We start from the raw sequence: 18,033 nt of genomic DNA on the forward strand, positions 1-18,033 counted from the left end.
GTTTGGAAGGCTGTTCCACATGGCGATAGCGCAGCCCGAGCGGGGCGGGCTGCTGCCCGACCGTCCGGGCCCCCGCCGCGGCACACTCGCCACCACCGCCTGCATGGAGACCCTGCAGGTCGCCTACCTGCACGCCGTCGCCGCGGCGGCGGGATGCTCGCTGTCCCAGCCGTTCCCGGACAACGGCATCGACTGGCACGTCAGCCACAGCGCCCCCGGCCACACCGTCGACGACGAGGTGACCATCAAGGTCCAGCTCAAGGCGACCTACCAGCTCGCCGCCCACCCGCCCGGCCGCACCTTCGCCTTCACCCTCGACAACGACCACCTGGCGAAGCTCGCCCGCACCCCGGTCTCCGTGCACAAGATCCTCGTCGTGATGATCGTGCCGCGCTCCCAGGACCAGTGGCTGCGGGCCGGTCACGACCGGCTCGACCTGCGGCACTGCTGCTACTGGACCAACCTCGCCGGCCACCCCGTCACCGGGCGGCGGCGCACCACCGTGCGTATCCCGACCTCACGCATCTTCGACGACCGGGCGCTCTGCGAGATCATGACGCGCGTCGGGACGGGAGGACGACCATGACCCACCACCCGCACCCCCCACGCCCCGGCCCGGCCCGGCCCCACCCCGCCGAGCCACCCTGGAACCGTGCCCCCCGGCCCGGCGAGGTCGACCCCGCCGTCCTCGGCGCCCTGCTCGCCCGCCACGGCTGGCAGCGGCGTGGCGGCGCCCCCGGCCGCTACGGACGCTGGACCCCGCCCGGACCGGCCGCCGGCACCACCAGCCTGCTCGTCCCCGAGAGCCGGGCCTTCCCCGACAGCGACGACCTCCTCGGCGAAGCCCTCGACGCCCTCGCCCGCAGCACCACCCCCTCCGCACGCGAGGTGCTCGTCGCCCTCGCCGTGCCCAGCGACGAGATCCACTGGTGGCGCGACGCACCCACCGGCCCCGCCGGAGCCGCGCCCTGGACCGCCGGAGCCGCGCCCTGGACCGCCGAGGAGCGGCTGCGCGCCGCCGCCCGCCAGACCCTGCTGGCCGGCGCCCTCGCCACCCACGCCCGCGCCGGCTACCACGGCTCCCGGCACCGCCGTACCGCCGCCGCGACGCTCGGCCACGTCCTCGTCGGCTCCGCCACCGGCGGCCGCCGGCTCACCGCGCTGCTGCCCGTCGAACCGGTCCGCCCCCTGGCCGTACGCCTCCACCAGGCCCTGCACGCCACCCGTGAGGCCATCGACTACCGGCGCGCCACCGGCGGCATGGACGCCTTCGACGGTGCCGTCCAGGCCGGCGTCAGCCGCGAACTCACCGAGGCGCTCGTCGCCCTCGTCCGCGGCACCGAGGGAGCCCGCGTCGCCGTCGTCTGGGCGCCCGCCGCCGGAGTCCCCGACGACTGCGCCGCGAACGCCGGACCCGTGGAGTTCTCGCCCGGGGACCTGCCGGCCCTGCGCGAGGCGGGCGCCCGCTATCTGCACGCCGAACCCTCCGTCGCCGTGCGGATCACCGGCACGGTCGTCCGGATGCGCAGATCGGCGCCGCGCGGCGAGGGCGGCGTACGGCTGCGGGTGCTCGCCGGGGCCGAGGTCCCGCACGTCCGGCTCACCCTCGACGAGGAGGACTACCGCATCGCCGGCCAGGCCCACCTGGTCGGACTGCCGGTGCGCGTCCAGGGCCGGCTGGAGAGCAGAGGCGGCTTCCGCAGGCTCACCGGGGCCGGTGGCGTCGTCCCCGTACAGGTCGACGACGCCGAGCGGGACCGCCTGATGAAGTCCCTCCAGGAGAACCTGGACTCCTTCGGGGAGGCCTGCGGAGGGGACTGATTTCGCGGTCGGTGGGTGCGGGTCGGTACGATTCCCTCCTGCGCGCGCTCCCGGTATGGCGCCGCACCCCACCTGCAGTCAGGAGAGACCGGTGTCAGACGTCCGTGTGATCATCCAACGCGATTCCGAGAGGGAAGAGCGCACGGTGACGACGGGCACCACGGCCGCCGACCTCTTCACCGGCGAGCGCTCGATCATCGCCGCACGCGTGGGCGGAGAACTCAAGGACCTGGCCTACACCGTCGCCGACGGCGACGAGGTCGAAGGTGTGGAGATCTCCTCCGAGGACGGCCTGGGCATCCTGCGCCACTCCACCGCGCACGTGATGGCCCAGGCGGTCCAGGAGCTCTTCCCCGAGGCCAAGCTGGGCATCGGCCCGCCCGTCCGGGACGGCTTCTACTACGACTTCGACGTCGCCGAACCGTTCACCCCCGAGGACCTCAAGCGCATCGAGAAGAAGATGCAGGAGATCCAGAAGCGGGGCCAGCGGTTCGCGCGCCGCGTCACCACGGACGACGCCGCCCGCGAGGAGCTGGCGGCCGAGCCGTACAAGCTGGAGCTGATCGGCCTCAAGGGCAACGCCGCGCAGGCCGCCGAGGGCGCGGACGCCGAGGTCGGCGGCGGCGAGCTGACCATCTACGACAACCTGGACGCCAAGACCGGCGAGCTGTGCTGGAAGGACCTGTGCCGCGGCCCGCACCTGCCGTCCACCCGGGCCATCCCGGCGTTCAAGCTGATGCGCTCCGCCGCCGCCTACTGGCGCGGCAGTGAGAAGAACCCGCAGCTCCAGCGCATCTACGGCACCGCCTGGCCGTCCAAGGACGAACTCAAGGCCTACCTCGACTTCCTCATCGAGGCCGAGAAGCGCGACCACCGCAAGCTGGGCGCCGAGCTGGACCTGTTCTCCTTCCCGGAGGAGCTGGGCCCCGGCCTCGCGGTCTTCCACCCCAAGGGCGGCGTGATCCGCAAGGAGATGGAGACCTACTCGCGCAAGCGCCACGAGGTCGCCGGCTACGAGTTCGTGAACACCCCGCACCTCTCCAAGGAGCGGCTGTTCGAGATCTCCGGCCACCTGCCGCACTACGCGGAGGGCATGTTCCCGCCGATCGAGTTCGACGAGCAGAACTACCGCCTCAAGGCGATGAACTGCCCGATGCACAACCTGATCTTCAAGTCGCGCGGCCGTTCCTACCGCGAACTGCCCATGCGCCTCTTCGAGTTCGGCACCGTGTACCGGTACGAGAAGTCGGGTGTCGTGCACGGCCTGACCCGCTCGCGCGGCTTCACCCAGGACGACGCGCACATCTACTGCACCAAGGAGCAGATGCCGCAGGAGCTCGACGAGCTGCTGACCTTCGTGCTCGACCTGCTGCGGGACTACGGCCTGACCGAGTTCGAACTGGAGCTGTCCACCCGGGACGACTCCGACAAGTTCATCGGCTCCGACGAGGACTGGACGGAGGCCACCGAGGCGCTCCGCCAGGCCGCCGAGAAGCAGGGCCTGCCGCTGGTGCCCGACCCGGGCGGCGCCGCCTACTACGGCCCCAAGATCTCCGTCCAGGTCAAGGACGCCATCGGCCGCTCCTGGCAGATGTCGACCATCCAGGTCGACTTCAACCAGCCCAAGCGGTTCGGCCTGGAGTACACGGCCGCCGACGGCTCCCGGCAGCAGCCGGTGATGATCCACCGCGCGCTGTTCGGCTCCATCGAGCGGTTCTTCGGCGTGCTGCTGGAGCACTACGCCGGGGCGTTCCCGGCGTGGCTGGCCCCGGTCCAGGCGGTCGGCATCCCGATCGGCGACGCGCACGTCGAGTACCTGGGGAAGTGGGCCGCGGCGGCGCGCGAGAAGGGGCTGCGGGTCGAGGTCGACTCGTCCTCCGACCGGATGCAGAAGAAGATCAGGAACGCCCAGAAGCAGAAGGTGCCCTTCATGGTCATCGCCGGTGACGAGGACATGGGCCACGACACCGTGTCCTTCCGCTACCGCGACGGCTCCCAGGAGAACGGCATCCCCTTCGCCGAGGCCATCGCGAAGATCGCGCAGGCCGTCGAGGAGCGGGCGCAGGTCTGACCGGACCGTACGGCCGAGGCCCCCGATGCCGTCACCCGCATCGGGGGCCTCGCCGTGTCCGTCACCCGGACGCCATATGCTGCACGCATGACGAGTGAGCCGGAGCAGCAGATCGGAGTCGGGACGCGGGACGCGTTCCAGCGCCTGTGGACGCCCCACCGGATGGCGTACATCCAGGGCGAGAACAAGCCGACCGGCCCCGGGGCCGACGACGGCTGCCCGTTCTGCTCGATCCCGGCCAAGTCCGACGAGGACGGGCTGATCATCCACCGCGGAGAGCACGTGTACGCGGTGCTGAACCTCTACCCGTACAACGGCGGCCACCTGATGACCGTGCCCTACCGCCATGTCGCCGACTACACCGACCTCACCGGCCCGGAGACCGCCGAGCTGGCGGAGCTGACCAAGCAGGCGATGACCGCGCTGCGCACGGCGTCCGGGGCGCACGGGTTCAACATCGGCATGAACCAGGGCACGGTGGCCGGCGCCGGCATCGCCGCCCACCTGCACCAGCACGTCGTCCCGCGCTGGGGCGGCGACACCAACTTCATGCCGGTCGTCGGCCACACCAAGGTCCTGCCGCAGCTCCTCGCCGACACCCGCGCCATGCTGGCGGACGCCTGGCCGGTGTGAGGGTCACGCGTCGTACAGGTCGGCCTTCTTCGGGGAGACGTCCTGGACCGACCCGCTCAGCGCGGACGACCGTGAGCTGAACTTCTCTATGTCGACGCGGTGCTCCTCCAGCACCCGGAGCGCGGCGTGGTGCACCCGGCGCAGCACCGGCGTGGCGGCACGCAGCACGTCGTCGCTCATGAAGCGGTTGTCCCAGGGCTGCCCGGCCCAGGCGTGGCGCAGGCCGAACGGCTCGGGCAGGCCCAGCGAGCCGCCGAGCCAGTTCAGCAGCGGCGGGTACCAGCTGAGCGTGGCGCGCGCGGCGAGGCGCACCACCTCGTCCGGGGTGACCAGCGGCAGGCTGACCTTGCGGGTCTCCCAGAACCGCACGGTCTTGGCGACCTCTTTGGTCGGTGCCTCGGGCTTGCTCAGGAACAGGCCGTTGACCGGGCCGAGGGCGTGGCCGGTGACCTCGATGCGCAGGGTCTCCTTGAGGACGGTCACGGTGACCATCATGGTGATGATCAGCTGGCCGTCCCACAGGGACCACTGCACGCCCAGGTAGTGCCGGTCGCCGCTGTCGAACTGCTTCTCGTTGCAGATCGTCTCCATGGCCTTGGGCTTGACCTGGTAGGCCTCGACGTCCGGTCCCTCGGGGCGGGAGACGGCCTTGGCGTCCCTGCCGACCGCGGTGACGATCCAGTCCTTCACGGTCGGGGTGGGGAAGCCGCCGGTCTTCAGGCGCTGGCGGGGCAGGAGTTTCAGCTCGTCGTGGATGGCGCGGGCGACGGTCCAGCTGCGGAACTCGTGGATGCCGAGCTGCGGGTCGGCCGGGACCAGTTCCTCCGCCAGCTGCCAGGCGCCCCACCGGGTGCCCATGCCGAGGATGCCCTTGGGACCCGCGTAGAAGAGGGTGTTGGACTGCTGTTCGGCGCTGAGCCGGGCCAGGGACTGGCGCAGCTGCTCGGCGGCCGTCTGGTTGGGGCTGGTGGGGACGGCCTCGGGAACCTTGGCGCCGATGCTGCTGCCGGACAGCAGGCTGTCCCAGCGGGCGCGCAGGTCCTTCGCGGTGCTCTCGCAGACCCGGCGGGCGAGGAACCAGCCCGCGACGGGCGCGACGACCGCGCCGCGCGCGTACCAGCCCCAGAAGCCGGCGAACGGCATCCGGACCAGGAACAGCACGGCGAGCGCGCCCACGCCGACGAGGAGGGCGGTGGCCGCGCCGGAGAACCGCTTGTTGTCGAGCTTGCCCAGGGTGGCCCGGATCTGGAAGACCAGCAGCCAGACCAGCAGACCCGGCAGGAAGAGCACGCCGCACAGCAGCATGATGGCGGTGAGCTTCTTGTCCCGTTCGCGGCGGATCCGGTTGGCCGCGAGGCAGTGCTCGACCACGACCTGCGGCTGGGTGCCGAACGACTGGATGAGGGGTTTGCGGCCGACGCCGAGCATGCGGTCGACGACCGCCTGGGAGAACGCCTCGCCGAGGTTGGGGCGGAAGATCTTCGCCCATGGGCGGCCGGTGTTGACGGCGGACTGGTGCCACTCGTTGTCCGCCTTCTTGATGTCCTCCAGCGGGTTGTCCCGGTAGGCCGCCGAGGCCAGGGCGAAGGTGGGTGTCTGTCCCTCGTCGCCCGTCCGCGGGACCTGTGGTCCGAAGAAGTCCGCGTAACCGCCGTCAACGGTCATTCCCGCCCCCCAACGCCGTCATGCTCGCTCCTGCGGCCTTCCCGACTTCGGTGCTCGGCACACCTGTTGATCAGGTCATCAGGGTATCGGCCGGCACCGACACGCGTCGGCGGACGGCCGAAGCCGTCCGCCGGATCGGGAACTCTCCTGCCGCACGCGTCGCTTCCGTGCGGCCGTGTGTCAACGCCTAGCCGCTCTTCTCCTGTTCGCGGAGCTTGTCGGCCACTTGCTGCGGCATCGGTTCGTGCCGGGCGTAGGCGCGGTCGAAGCGGGCGGTGCCGTGGGACAGCGAGCGCAGGTCGAGGGAGTAGCGGCCGATCTCGATCTCGGGCACCTCGGCGCGCACCACGGTGCGCCCGCCGCTGGTCTGCTCGGTGCCCAGGACCCGGCCGCGGCGGCCGGACAGATCGCTCATCACGGCGCCCACGTACTCGTCGCCGACCAGCACGCTCACCTCGGCCACCGGTTCCAGCAGGTGGATCCTGGCGTCGGCGGCGGCCTCCCGCAGGGCGAGCGCGCCGGCCGTCTGGAAGGCCGCGTCGGAAGAGTCCACCGAGTGCGCCTTGCCGTCCAGCAGGGTGACCCGCACGTCGATCAGCGGGTAGCCGGCGGCGACGCCCTTGGCGGCCTGCGCACGCACCCCCTTCTCGACGGACGGGATGAACTGCCGCGGCACGGCCCCGCCGACGACCTTGTCGACGAACTCGATGCCGGAGCCGCCGGGCAGCGGCTCCACCTCGATCTCGCAGATGGCGTACTGGCCGTGCCCGCCGGACTGCTTGACGTGGCGGCCGCGTCCGGCGGACTTCCCGGCGAAGGTCTCACGCAGGGAAACCCTGTGCGGGACGACGTCGACCTGGACGCCGTAACGGCTGCGCAACCGCTCCAGGGCGACGTCGGCGTGGGCCTCGCCCAGGCACCACAGGACGACCTGGTGGGTGTCCTGGTTCTGCTCCAGGCGCATCGTCGGGTCCTCGGCGACCAGCCGGGCCAGGCCCTGGGAGAGCTTGTCCTCGTCGGCCTTGCTGTGCGCCTGGATGGCCAGCGGCAGCAGCGGGTCGGGCATCCGCCACGGCTCCATCAGCAGCGGGTCGTCCTTGGCGGAGAGGGTGTCGCCGGTCTCGGCGCGGCTCAGCTTGGCCACGCACACCAGGTCGCCGGCGACGGCGTGGGAGACCGGGCGCTGCTGCTTGCCGAACGGGCTGGACAGGGCGCCGACGCGTTCGTCGACGTCGTGGTCCTCGTGGCCGCGGTCGGCGAGGCCGTGTCCGGAGACGTGCACCGTCTCGTCGGGACGCAGGGTGCCGGAGAAGACGCGGACCAGGGAGAGCCGGCCGACGTAGGGGTCGGAGGAGGTCTTCACGACCTCGGCGACCAGCGGTCCGTCGACGTCGCACGGCTTGAGGTCGCGCGGCTCGCCGTCGATGGTGGTGACGCCCGGCGCCGGGTGTTCGAACGGTGTGGGGAAGCCGCGGGTGATCAGCTCCAGCAGCTCGACGGTGCCGAGTCCCTGCTTGGCGCCCTCGGCGGCGGGCGCGGCGGCGAGCACCGGGTGGAAGGTGCCGCGGGCGACGGCCCGTTCCAGGTCCTCCACGAGCGTCTTGACGTCGATCTCCTCGCCGCCGAGGTAGCGGTCCATCAGGGTCTCGTCCTCGCTCTCGGCGATGATGCCCTCGATGAGCCGGTTGCGTGCGGCGGTCAGGTCCGGCAGCTGGTCCTCGCGGGGCTGTACCTCCTGGCGGCTGCCGGAGGCGTAGTCGAACAGCTGCTGCGAGAGCAGCCCGATCAGCCCGGTCACGGGCGCGTGCCCGTCGGGTGCCTGCGGGCCGCGCAGGGGCAGGTACAGCGGGAGTACGGCGTCGGGGTCGTCGCCGCCGAACGCCTCGGCGCAGATCCGGGTCATCTCCTCGAAGTCGGCGCGCGCCGCCTCCAGGTGGGTGACGACGAGGGCGCGGGGCATGCCGACGGCCGCGCACTCCTCCCACACCATGCGGGTGGAGCCGTCGACACCGTCGGAGGCGGAGACGACGAAGAGAGCCGCGTCCGCCGCGCGCAGACCGGCCCTCAGCTCCCCGACGAAGTCGGCGTACCCGGGGGTGTCGAGGAGGTTGATCTTGATGCCGTCCCATTCGACGGGTACCAGGGACAGCTGGACCGAGCGCTGCTGGCGGTGCTCGATCTCGTCGTAGTCGGAGACGGTGCCGCCGTCGGCCACGCGGCCCGCCCGGTTCACGGCCCCCGCGGTCAGCGCGAGAGCCTCCACCAGAGTCGTCTTGCCCGAACCGGAGTGGCCGACCAGCACCACATTCCGTACGGACGCGGGGTGGTCGGCCGCCACTGCCCTGCCGGCGGCCCCGGGGTGTGTCTGTGTCTTGTCGCCCATGATCCTGCCTCCCGTGCACGGTGAGGTCACTGGGGGCGCGGGCACCACGGCGCTGCCTCAGGACGGCGACGGCGACGCCCGCGGTTCTTCGAGCTTTCCACTCCCGTCACGGTGCGTCCATACGAGCGACGGGTTCGGGCCACCCGGCGCGCGCGGCCTGCCCGTACGGCTGGGCCGCCCGGTCCGCGACCGGTGTCCGGGACGGACGTGACGCCGGTCCGGGTGCCCGGCGGTCGTCCACGCGCGCGCGTGGCTACGATGGGCCAGCCGGTGGCCAGCAGGGGCCGCGGCGCCACACCGACCGTCGGGAAGGCCATGCTGAACAAGTACGCGCGTGCATTCTTCACGCGTGTTCTCACACCGTTCGCCGCGTTTCTCATCCGCCGGGGCGTGAGCCCCGACACCGTGACGCTGATCGGCACCGCCGGTGTCGTCGCGGGAGCGCTGGTCTTCTACCCCATGGGCGAGTTCTTCTGGGGCACGGTGGTGATCACGCTGTTCGTGTTCTCCGACCTCGTCGACGGCAACATGGCCCGCCAGCTGGGCCGCTCCAGCCGCTGGGGCGCCTTCCTGGACTCCACGCTGGACCGGGTCGCCGACGGCGCGATCTTCGCCGGGTTCGCCCTCTGGTACGCCGGCCGCGGAGACGACAACGTGCTGTGCGCGGTCGCGATCTTCTGCCTGGCCAGCGGTCAGGTGGTGTCGTACACCAAGGCGCGCGGTGAGTCGATCGGTCTGCCGGTGGCCGTCAACGGCCTGGTGGAGCGCGCCGAGCGCCTGGTGATCTCCCTGGTGGCGGCCGGTTTCGCGGGACTGCACAAGTTCGGGGTGCCGGGTATCCAGTACCTGCTGCCGGTCGCCCTGTGGATCGTCGCCGTGGGCAGCCTGGTGACGCTGGTGCAGCGGGTGGTCACCGTCCGCCGTGAGTCCGCCGAGGCCGAGGCGGCCGCCGCCACTCCCCAGGAACCCCAGGGGAGGGAGACGGCCCAGTGAGCGCCCGGGAGCGGCTGACCGACACGCTGTACGGAGCCGGCTGGGCCTTCGTCAGGAAGCTGCCCGAACCGGCTGCGGTGCGCCTGGGCCGGACCATCGCCGACATCGCCTGGAGACGGCGCGGCAAGGGCGTGCGGCGCCTGGAGGGCAACTACGCGCGCGTGGTGCCGGACGCGAGCCCGGAGCGCCTGGCCGAGCTGTCCCGCGCGGGCATGCGGTCCTACCTGCGCTACTGGATGGAGTCGTTCCGGCTGCCGGCCTGGAGCGAGGAGCGCGTCAGGGGCGGCTTCGCCCCCAAGGACGTGCACCACCTGACCGAGGGCCTGGCGGCCGGCGACGGCGTCATCCTCGCGCTGCCGCACCTGGCGAACTGGGACCTGGCCGGGGCCTGGGTCACCACCGCGCTCAGGACGCCGTTCACGACGGTCGCCGAGCGCCTGAAGCCGGAGACGCTCTACGACCGGTTCGTCGCGTACCGGGAGGGCCTCGGCATGGAGGTGCTGCCGCACAGCGGCGGCTCGGCCTTCGGCACCCTGGCCCGGCGGCTGCGCGACGGCGGCCTGGTCTGCCTGGTCGCCGACCGGGACCTGTCCGCGTCCGGGGTCCCGGTCACGTTCTTCGGTGAGACGGCGCGGATGCCGGCCGGGCCGGCGCTCCTCGCGCAGCAGACCGGCGCGCTCCTGCTGCCGGTGACGCTGTGGTACGACGACTCGCCCGTCATGCAGGGCCGGGTGCATCCCCCGATCGAGGTACCGGCGTCAGGCACCCGCGCGGAGAAGACGTCCGTCATGACACAGGCGCTGGCCGACGCCTTCGCCACGGGCATCGCCGAGCATCCGGAGGACTGGCACATGCTGCAGCGGTTGTGGGTCGCCGACCTGGACCCCGAGAAGGGCTCGCCGTGAGGATCGGCATCGTCTGCCCGTACTCCTGGGACGTGCCGGGCGGCGTCCAGTTCCACATCCGCGACCTCGCCGAGTACTTCATCCGGCTCGGCCACGAGGTGTCCGTCCTGGCCCCGGCCGACGACGACACACCCCTGCCGCCCTACGTGGTCTCGGCCGGCCGGGCCGTTCCGGTGCCGTACAACGGCTCGGTGGCGCGGCTGAACTTCGGCTTCCTGTCGGCGGCCCGGGTACGGCGCTGGCTGCACGACGGCCACTTCGACGTGGTGCACATCCACGAGCCGACGTCGCCGTCGCTGGGCCTGCTGACCTGCTGGGCGGCCCGGGGACCGATGGTGGCGACCTTCCACACCTCCAACCCGCGCTCCAAGGCGATGATCGCCGCGTACGCCATCCTGCAGGCCGCCCTGGAGAAGATCAGCGCGCGGATCGCGGTCAGCGAGTACGCCCGCCGCACCCTGGTCGAGCACCTGGGCGGGGACGCCGTGGTGATCCCGAACGGCGTGGACGTCGACTTCTTCGCCAAGGCGGAGCCCAGGCCGGAGTGGCAGGGGGACACCATCGGCTTCATCGGCCGCATCGACGAACCGCGCAAGGGCCTGCCGGTCCTGATGAAGGCGCTGCCGAGGATCCTCGCCGCGAGCCCGCGGACCCGGCTGCTGGTGGCCGGGCGCGGCGACGAGGAGGAGGCGGTGGCGGGCCTGTCGGCCGAGCTGCGGCCCCGGGTGGAGTTCCTCGGCATGATCAGCGACGAGGACAAGGCGCGTCTGCTGCGCAGCGTCGACCTGTACGTCGCGCCCAACACCGGCGGCGAGAGCTTCGGCATCATCCTCGTCGAGGCGATGTCGGCCGGTGCGCCGGTGCTCGCCTCCGACCTGGACGCGTTCGCGCAGGTGCTGGACCAGGGGGCGGCGGGCGAGCTGTTCGCCAACGAGGACGCGGACGCGCTGGCCGAGGCGGCCGTACGACTCCTGGGGGACCCGGACCGCCGTGCGGAACTGCGCGCCCACGGCAGTACCCATGTGCGTCGGTTCGACTGGTCGACGGTCGGTGCCGACATCCTCTCGGTCTACGAGACGGTCACCGCGGGCGCGGCGGCCGTGGCGGCCGACGACCGGGAACCGGGCACCGGCTTCCGGTCGCGGTTCGGCCTGGCCCGGGACTGAGGGAACCGAGGGGGAGGGGCGGGGTTCCCCCGGTTCGGGTAGGCGCTCCGCGGTCGGTCGGGGCAGGGCGGGGCTGGGCGCCGGCCGCGTCACGCGGTGCCCGGGGCCACGGGGCCAGCGCCGCCGGGCCTCTGGCGCGTAATCTTGCCGCCCGTGACCGCAACCCTCATCTGGACCCTCGTCGTCCTCGTGGCGATCGGCCTCTACCTGAGCTGGACGGCGGGCCGGCTGGACCGGCTGCACGCCCGGATCGACGCGGCCCGCGCCGCGCTGGACGCCCAGTTGCTGCGCCGGGCGTCGGTGGCGCAGGAACTCGCCACCTCGGGCGTGCTGGACCCGGCGGCGTCCATCGTCCTGTACGAGGCCGCGCACGCGGCCCGGCAGGCCGAGGAGGAGCAGCGGGAGGTCGCCGAGAGCGAGCTGAGCCAGGCGCTGCGGGCGGTGTTCGCGGACGCCCAGCAGGTCGAGGTGGTCCGCGAGGTGCCCGGGGGAGAGGGGGCGGCCCACGAGCTCACCGAGGCCGTCCGCCGGGTGCCCATGGCCCGCCGCTTCCACAACGACGCCGTGGGCGCGGCCCGCAGGCTGCGCGAACACCGCAAGGTGCGCTGGTTCCGGCTGGCCGGCCACGCGCCCTTCCCGATGGCCTTCGAGATGGACGACGAACCGCCCACGGCCCTGGTGGACCGGGCCGCGTAGCCGGCGTGAGGCGACCGGCGGCGAAAACGATCCACCGGGTTGGCATTGGCCCTTGCTGTGGACTGGTCCCTTCGCGTTTCCTCGGGGTGCAGAAAATCCTCTTTTCCTTCAGCGAGGTCAACCCGTGTCCATCACCGAGAACCAGGCTCCCGAGACCGGCACCGCGCGCGTGAAGCGCGGTATGGCCGAGCAGCTCAAGGGCGGCGTGATCATGGACGTCGTCACCCCGGAGCAGGCCAAGATCGCCGAGGACGCGGGTGCCGTCGCCGTCATGGCCCTCGAGCGGGTCCCGGCCGACATCCGCAAGGACGGCGGCGTGGCCCGGATGTCCGACCCGGACATGATCGAGGGCATCATCGAGGCGGTGTCCATCCCGGTGATGGCCAAGTCCCGCATCGGCCACTTCGTCGAGGCCCAGGTCCTGCAGTCCCTCGGCGTGGACTACATCGACGAGTCCGAGGTCCTCACCCCGGCCGACGAGGTCAACCACTCCGACAAGTGGGCCTTCACCACTCCCTTCGTCTGCGGTGCCACCAACCTGGGCGAGGCCCTGCGCCGCATCGCCGAGGGCGCCGCGATGATCCGCTCCAAGGGCGAGGCCGGCACCGGCAACGTCGTCGAGGCCGTCCGCCACCTGCGCCAGATCAAGAACGAGATCGCCAAGCTGCGCGGCTTCGACAACCACGAGCTGTACGCCGCCGCCAAGGAGCTGCGCGCCCCCTACGAGCTGGTCAAGGAGGTCGCCGAGCTGGGCAAGCTGCCGGTCGTGCTGTTCTCCGCCGGTGGCGTGGCCACGCCGGCCGACGCCGCTCTGATGCGGCAGCTCGGCGCCGAGGGCGTCTTCGTCGGCTCCGGCATCTTCAAGTCCGGCGACCCGGCCAAGCGCGCCGCCGCCATCGTGAAGGCCACCACCTTCTACGACGACCCGAAGATCATCGCCGAGGCGTCCCGGAACCTGGGCGAGGCCATGGTCGGCATCAACTGCGACACCCTCCCCGAGACCGAGCGCTACGCCAACCGCGGCTGGTAACCCACCCATGACCGAAGCACCTGTGATCGGCGTCCTGGCCCTCCAGGGCGACGTACGGGAGCACCTCGTCGCCCTGGCCGCGGCCGACGCCGTGGCCAGGCCGGTGCGGCGCCCCGAGGAACTCTCCGAGGTGGACGCCCTCGTGCTGCCCGGCGGCGAGTCGACCACCATCTCCAAGCTGGCCGTCCTCTTCGGGGTGATGGAGCCGCTGCGCGCGCGCGTGCGCGCCGGGATGCCCGTCTACGGCACCTGCGCCGGCATGATCATGCTCGCGGACAAGATCCTCGACCCGCGCTCGGGCCAGGAGACCGTCGGCGGCATCGACATGATCGTGCGCCGCAACGCCTTCGGCCGGCAGAACGAGTCCTTCGAGGCCGCGGTCGACGTCAAGGGCGTCGCCGGCGACCCCGTGGAGGGCGTCTTCATCCGCGCCCCCTGGGTGGAGTCCGTCGGAGCCGAGGCCGAGGTTCTCGCCGAGCACGAGGGCCACATCGTCGCGGTCCGTCAGGGCAGCGCGCTGGCCACCTCGTTCCACCCGGAGCTGACGGGCGACCACCGCGTCCACGCCCTGTTCGTCGACATGGTGCGCGCGAACCGGGGCGCGGAGTCCTTGTAGGATTCCTGGCGTTCGTTGTCTGGATGGGTTACGCGAAGGAGACAGGCAGATGTCCGGCCACTCTAAATGGGCCACGACGAAGCACAAGAAGGCCGTGATCGACGCCAAGCGCGGCAAGCTCTTCGCGAAGCTGATCAAGAACATCGAGGTCGCGGCGCGCATGGGCGGCGTCGACCTCGACGGCAACCCGACGCTGTACGACGCCGTCCAGAAGGCGAAGAAGTCGTCGGTCCCGAACAAGAACATCGACTCCGCTATCAAGCGGGGCGGCGGCCTGGAGGCCGGCGGCGCCGACTACGAGACGATCATGTACGAGGGCTACGGCCCGAACGGTGTCGCGGTGCTCATCGAGTGCCTCACCGACAACCGCAACCGCGCCGCCTCCGAGGTCCGCGTCGCCATGACCCGCAACGGCGGCTCGATGGCCGACCCGGGCTCGGTGTCGTACCTCTTCAACCGCAAGGGCGTCGTGATCGTCCCCAAGGGCGAGCTGGCCGAGGACGACGTCCTGGGCGCGGTCCTGGACGCGGGCGCCGAGGAAGTCAACGACCTGGGCGAGAACTTCGAGGTCATCAGCGAGCCGACCGACCTGGTCGCGGTCCGCACCGCCCTCCAGGAGGCGGGCATCGACTACGAGTCCGCCGACGCCAACTTCGTCCCGACCATGCAGGTCGAGCTGGACGAGGAGGGCGCGAGGAAGATCTTCAAGCTGATCGACGCGCTGGAGGACAGCGACGACGTGCAGAACGTCTTCGCCAACTTCGACGTCAGCGACGAGGTCATGGAGAAGGTCGACGCGTAACGCCGCCCCCAGCCGAGCGGTCCCGGCGGGCCGGTGGGACACACCCCACCGGCCCGCCGCGTTGTCACTGCCAGCGGATAGCCTGACGAGAGTCAAAGATCGCCGTCCACGGGCCGTAACCATCAATTGAGGAACCACAACGGCGCTTGACCAGGTCCGCGAGAGCGGCGGCGGTTCAGCCGCAAAGAAGGGAGGGGGCCGAGGTGCGCGTACTGGGGGTGGACCCGGGTCTGACCCGGTGCGGGGTCGGCGTGGTCGAGGGGGTCGCCGGGCGCCCGCTGACCATGGTCGGCGTCGGAGTCGTCCGCACGTCCGCCGACGCGGACCTGAGTCACCGCCTGCTCGCCGTCGAGCAGGGCATCGAGCAGTGGCTGGACGAGCACCGGCCCGAGTTCGTCGCCGTGGAACGCGTCTTCAGCCAGCACAACGTGCGCACGGTGATGGGCACCGCCCAGGCCAGCGCGGTCGCCATGCTGTGCGCCGCCCGCCGCGGCATCCCGGTCGCCCTGCACACCCCCAGCGAGGTCAAGGCCGCCGTCACCGGCAGCGGCCGCGCCGACAAGGCGCAGGTCGGAGCCATGGTCACCCGCCTGCTGCGGCTCGCCGCCCCGCCGAAACCCGCCGACGCCGCCGACGCCCTCGCCCTCGCCATCTGCCACATCTGGCGCGCCCCCGCGCAGAACCGCCTGCAGCGGGCCGTCGCCCTGCACACCGCCCAAGCACCGACCCCCTCGAAAGGCCGTACGGCATGATCGCCTTCGTCAGCGGCACAGTGGCCGCCCTCGCCCCGGACGCCGCGGTCGTCGAGGTCGGCGGTGTCGGCATGGCCGTGCAGTGCACGCCGAACACGCTGTCCGCGCTCCGGCTCGGCCGGCCCGCGAAGCTGCACACGTCCCTCGTGGTGCGCGAGGACTCCCTGACTCTCTACGGATTCGCCGACGACGACGAGCGGCAGGTCTTCGAACTGCTGCAGACCGCCAGCGGGGTCGGACCCCGCCTGGCCCAGGCCATGCTCGCCGTGCACACGCCGGACGCGCTGCGCAGAGCCGTCTCCACCGGCGACGAGAAGGCGCTGACCGCCGTCCCGGGCATCGGCAAGAAGGGCGCCCAGAAGCTGCTGCTCGAACTCAGGGACCGCCTCGGCGAGCCGATCGGTGCCCCTGCGGTCGGCGCACCGGTCAGCCAGGGCTGGCGCGACCAGTTGCACGCCGCGCTGATCGGTCTGGGGTACGCGACCCGGGAGGCCGACGAGGCCGTGGCCGCCGTCGAACCCCGCGCCGCGGCCGCCGAGGGCACCCCGCAGGTGGGGCAGCTGCTCAAGGCCGCCCTGCAGACCCTGAACAGAGCCCGCTGACCGGCCGAGCCCGCCGACCGCCCGTGACCCCCCCGTGACCCCACCCCACCCGCTGAGGCACATCACATGAACTGGGACGACACGACCGACACCGCCTCCGACGAGGAGCGGCTCGTCGGTGCGTCCGCCGACCGCGAGGACCAGGCCGTCGAGGCCGCGCTGCGCCCCAAGGACCTGGGCGAGTTCATCGGCCAGGAGAAGGTCCGCGAACAGCTCGACCTGGTGCTGCGCGCCGCACGCGCGCGGGGCGCCACCGCCGACCACGTGCTGCTCTCGGGCGCCCCCGGCCTCGGCAAGACCACCCTGTCGATGATCATCGCGGCCGAGATGGGCGCCCCCATCCGCATCACCTCGGGCCCCGCCATCCAGCACGCCGGCGACCTCGCCGCGATCCTCTCCTCCCTCCAGGAGGGCGAGGTCCTCTTCCTCGACGAGATCCACCGCATGTCGCGGCCGGCCGAGGAGATGCTCTACATGGCGATGGAGGACTTCCGCGTCGACGTCATCGTCGGAAAGGGCCCCGGCGCCACCGCCATCCCGCTCGAACTGCCCCCCTTCACCCTGGTCGGTGCCACCACCCGCGCGGGGCTGCTGCCGCCGCCCCTGCGCGACCGGTTCGGCTTCACCGCGCACATGGAGTTCTACGAGCCCGGTGAGCTGCAGCGGGTCGTCCACCGCTCCGCGCACCTGCTCGACGTCCACGTCGACGGGGACGGCGCCGCCGAGATCGCCGGCCGCTCCCGCGGCACCCCCCGTATCGCCAACCGGCTGCTGCGCCGGGTGCGCGACTACGCGCAGGTCAAGGCGGACGGCATCGTCACCCGCGACATCGCGGCCGCCGCCCTCGCCGTGTACGAGGTGGACGAACGCGGACTGGACCGGCTCGACCGCGCCGTGCTGGAGGCACTGCTGAAACTGTTCGGCGGCGGCCCGGTCGGGCTGTCGACGCTGGCCGTCGCGGTGGGGGAGGAGCGCGAGACGGTCGAGGAGGTCGCCGAGCCCTTCCTGGTCCGCGAGGGCCTGCTGGCCCGTACTCCCCGGGGCCGGGTCGCCACCCCGGCGGCCTGGGCGCACCTCGGACTCACCCCGCCGCGCCCGTCCGGCGCCGGAAACGGACAACCGGACCTGTTCGGGACCTGACATGACATGTTCGGGACCTGTCACGGGATCCGTTCGAGACGTGATGCGGTTGTGACGGCGAGCGCAGTGGCCCGAGCAGGAACCCGGGTGCCATGCTGAGCGTTGTTCCCTGCGTGGAGACTCGCTTAGACTCCGCCGATGCCGCCCTTGTGGGTGGTGCACACACCCCCATCCCAACAGGCCGCTCCGCCGCGGTCGTGCGAAGGAAATGTCGTCCCGTGAATAGCCTCGTGACTCTCCTCCCGTTCATCGTGCTCATCGGGGCCATGTTCCTGATGACCCGCTCGGCCAAGCGCAAGCAGCAACAGGCCGCCGACATGCGGAACCAGATGCAGCCCGGCTCGGGCATCCGCACGATCGGCGGTATGTACGCCACGGTCAAGGAGGTCAGCGACGACACGGTTCTCGTCGACGCCGGCCCGGGTGTCGAACTGCTCTTCGCGAAGAACTCGATCGGTGCCGTCCTGACCGACGAGGAGTACAACCGCATCGTGCACGGCATCGAGCACGACCTGAAGTCCGACGTCGTCCCGGACGACGCCTCCTCCCTCACCGAGACCGACGAGACCGAGTCCGCCGCTGCCGCCGCCTCGGACGACGACGCCCCGGTCGACCTCGGCAAGAAGGAGGCGGCCGAGGAGCCGTCCGAGAACGCTCCCGCCGAGGCGAAGGCGGGCGACGAGGCGAAGAAGACCGACGGCGACACCGGAGCGAAGTAGTCACGGTCCGGGGGGGGGGGGGGGGGGGGGGGGGGGGGG

The 18,033-nt window shown here is 71.9% G+C and carries 17 protein-coding genes; 15 read left to right on the forward strand and 2 right to left on the reverse strand.

All coding sequences use genetic code 11. The features are described from left to right. Nucleotides 1-19 precede the first annotated feature (19 nt). The 4 genes from AC3ET3_RS10410 to AC3ET3_RS10425 all read left to right on the forward strand — a co-directional run bounded on the left by AC3ET3_RS10410 (nucleotide 20) and on the right by AC3ET3_RS10425 (nucleotide 4,525). Nucleotides 20-586: a DUF4365 domain-containing protein gene (locus AC3ET3_RS10410; protein ID WP_432134435.1), complete on the forward strand. Its 567-nt coding sequence runs from the start codon at nucleotides 20-22 to the stop codon at nucleotides 584-586. Next, complete coding sequence (locus AC3ET3_RS10415) at nucleotides 583-1,821, forward strand: hypothetical protein (protein ID WP_432158850.1); 1,239 nt, start codon at nucleotides 583-585, stop codon at nucleotides 1,819-1,821. The genes AC3ET3_RS10410 and AC3ET3_RS10415 overlap by 4 nt, the downstream gene beginning before the upstream one ends. A 91-nt stretch (nucleotides 1,822-1,912) precedes the next feature. Continuing rightward, nucleotides 1,913-3,892 (forward strand): threonine--tRNA ligase, encoded by a 1,980-nt coding sequence (gene thrS / locus AC3ET3_RS10420; protein WP_432134433.1) that lies wholly within the window; start codon nucleotides 1,913-1,915, stop codon nucleotides 3,890-3,892. A gap of 87 nt (nucleotides 3,893-3,979) precedes the next feature. Further along, the gene (locus AC3ET3_RS10425; RefSeq protein WP_432134432.1) at nucleotides 3,980-4,525 is read left to right on the forward strand and encodes an HIT family protein; all 546 of its coding nucleotides are present in this window, start codon (nucleotides 3,980-3,982) and stop codon (nucleotides 4,523-4,525) included. Nucleotides 4,526-4,528: 3 nt separating this feature from the next. Here the strand turns inward: AC3ET3_RS10425 and AC3ET3_RS10430 are convergent, their stop codons facing one another. Continuing rightward, on the reverse strand, nucleotides 4,529-6,190 hold the full coding sequence (locus tag AC3ET3_RS10430) for a hypothetical protein (protein ID WP_432134431.1): 1,662 nt from the start codon (nucleotides 6,188-6,190) through the stop codon (nucleotides 4,529-4,531). 187 nt (nucleotides 6,191-6,377) lie between these two features. Next, entirely contained in the window at nucleotides 6,378-8,573 is a 2,196-nt protein-coding gene (locus AC3ET3_RS10435; protein WP_432134430.1) for an elongation factor G-like protein EF-G2, read from the reverse strand. A gap of 258 nt (nucleotides 8,574-8,831) precedes the next feature. Here AC3ET3_RS10435 and pgsA point away from each other — a divergent pair, with 258 nt between their 5' ends. The 11 genes from pgsA (at nucleotide 8,832) to yajC (ending at nucleotide 17,994) form a co-directional block, all read left to right on the forward strand. Continuing rightward, on the forward strand, nucleotides 8,832-9,566 hold the full coding sequence (gene pgsA / locus AC3ET3_RS10440; RefSeq protein ID WP_432134627.1) for a phosphatidylinositol phosphate synthase: 735 nt from the start codon (nucleotides 8,832-8,834) through the stop codon (nucleotides 9,564-9,566). Beyond that, on the forward strand, nucleotides 9,563-10,471 hold the full coding sequence (locus AC3ET3_RS10445; RefSeq protein ID WP_435612006.1) for a phosphatidylinositol mannoside acyltransferase: 909 nt from the start codon (nucleotides 9,563-9,565) through the stop codon (nucleotides 10,469-10,471). Before pgsA ends, AC3ET3_RS10445 begins: the two co-directional genes overlap by 4 nt. Next, complete coding sequence (locus AC3ET3_RS10450) at nucleotides 10,468-11,637, forward strand: glycosyltransferase family 4 protein (protein ID WP_432134428.1); 1,170 nt, start codon at nucleotides 10,468-10,470, stop codon at nucleotides 11,635-11,637. The genes AC3ET3_RS10445 and AC3ET3_RS10450 overlap by 4 nt, the downstream gene beginning before the upstream one ends. Nucleotides 11,638-11,781: 144 nt before the next feature. Further along, nucleotides 11,782-12,333, forward strand: a complete 552-nt coding sequence (locus tag AC3ET3_RS10455; protein WP_432134427.1) for a LemA family protein — start codon at nucleotides 11,782-11,784, stop codon at nucleotides 12,331-12,333. 181 nt (nucleotides 12,334-12,514) lie between these two features. Next, nucleotides 12,515-13,363: a pyridoxal 5'-phosphate synthase lyase subunit PdxS gene (gene pdxS, locus AC3ET3_RS10460; RefSeq protein ID WP_488187250.1), complete on the forward strand. Its 849-nt coding sequence runs from the start codon at nucleotides 12,515-12,517 to the stop codon at nucleotides 13,361-13,363. A gap of 7 nt (nucleotides 13,364-13,370) precedes the next feature. Beyond that, on the forward strand, nucleotides 13,371-13,979 hold the full coding sequence (pdxT, locus tag AC3ET3_RS10465) for a pyridoxal 5'-phosphate synthase glutaminase subunit PdxT (RefSeq protein ID WP_432134425.1): 609 nt from the start codon (nucleotides 13,371-13,373) through the stop codon (nucleotides 13,977-13,979). A 49-nt stretch (nucleotides 13,980-14,028) separates the two neighbouring features. Continuing rightward, entirely contained in the window at nucleotides 14,029-14,781 is a 753-nt protein-coding gene (locus AC3ET3_RS10470; protein WP_432134424.1) for a YebC/PmpR family DNA-binding transcriptional regulator, read from the forward strand. A 203-nt stretch (nucleotides 14,782-14,984) separates the two neighbouring features. Then, nucleotides 14,985-15,533 carry a crossover junction endodeoxyribonuclease RuvC gene (ruvC, locus tag AC3ET3_RS10475; protein WP_432134423.1) on the forward strand — a complete coding sequence of 183 codons (549 nt, stop codon included), beginning with the start codon at nucleotides 14,985-14,987 and terminating at the stop codon, nucleotides 15,531-15,533. Next, complete coding sequence (gene ruvA, locus AC3ET3_RS10480) at nucleotides 15,530-16,135, forward strand: Holliday junction branch migration protein RuvA (RefSeq protein ID WP_432134422.1); 606 nt, start codon at nucleotides 15,530-15,532, stop codon at nucleotides 16,133-16,135. Before ruvC ends, ruvA begins: the two co-directional genes overlap by 4 nt. A gap of 66 nt (nucleotides 16,136-16,201) precedes the next feature. Then, nucleotides 16,202-17,275 (forward strand): Holliday junction branch migration DNA helicase RuvB, encoded by a 1,074-nt coding sequence (ruvB, locus tag AC3ET3_RS10485; protein WP_432134421.1) that lies wholly within the window; start codon nucleotides 16,202-16,204, stop codon nucleotides 17,273-17,275. 218 nt (nucleotides 17,276-17,493) lie between these two features. Then, nucleotides 17,494-17,994, forward strand: coding sequence for a preprotein translocase subunit YajC (gene yajC / locus AC3ET3_RS10490; protein ID WP_432159221.1), 501 nt, complete (start codon nucleotides 17,494-17,496; stop codon nucleotides 17,992-17,994). Nucleotides 17,995-18,033: the final 39 nt, after the last annotated feature.

This window comes from Streptomyces sp. bgisy159 (genome assembly GCF_057707805.1).

What these genes read in the sequence shown, in the direction of transcription:
- AC3ET3_RS10410 (WP_432134435.1), top strand. Translation starts at nt 20, where the DNA reads ATGGCGATAGCGCAGCCCGAGCGGGGCGGGCTGCTGCCCGACCGTCCG.
- AC3ET3_RS10415 (WP_432158850.1), top strand. Translation starts at nt 583, where the DNA reads ATGACCCACCACCCGCACCCCCCACGCCCCGGCCCGGCCCGGCCCCAC.
- AC3ET3_RS10425 (WP_432134432.1), top strand. Translation starts at nt 3,980, where the DNA reads ATGACGAGTGAGCCGGAGCAGCAGATCGGAGTCGGGACGCGGGACGCG.
- AC3ET3_RS10430 (WP_432134431.1), bottom strand. Translation starts at nt 6,190, where the DNA reads ATGACCGTTGACGGCGGTTACGCGGACTTCTTCGGACCACAGGTCCCG.
- AC3ET3_RS10435 (WP_432134430.1), bottom strand. Translation starts at nt 8,573, where the DNA reads ATGGGCGACAAGACACAGACACACCCCGGGGCCGCCGGCAGGGCAGTG.
- pgsA (WP_432134627.1), top strand. Translation starts at nt 8,832, where the DNA reads ATGGGCCAGCCGGTGGCCAGCAGGGGCCGCGGCGCCACACCGACCGTC.
- pdxS (WP_488187250.1), top strand. Translation starts at nt 12,515, where the DNA reads ATGGCCGAGCAGCTCAAGGGCGGCGTGATCATGGACGTCGTCACCCCG.
- pdxT (WP_432134425.1), top strand. Translation starts at nt 13,371, where the DNA reads ATGACCGAAGCACCTGTGATCGGCGTCCTGGCCCTCCAGGGCGACGTA.
- AC3ET3_RS10470 (WP_432134424.1), top strand. Translation starts at nt 14,029, where the DNA reads ATGTCCGGCCACTCTAAATGGGCCACGACGAAGCACAAGAAGGCCGTG.
- ruvA (WP_432134422.1), top strand. Translation starts at nt 15,530, where the DNA reads ATGATCGCCTTCGTCAGCGGCACAGTGGCCGCCCTCGCCCCGGACGCC.
- ruvB (WP_432134421.1), top strand. Translation starts at nt 16,202, where the DNA reads ATGAACTGGGACGACACGACCGACACCGCCTCCGACGAGGAGCGGCTC.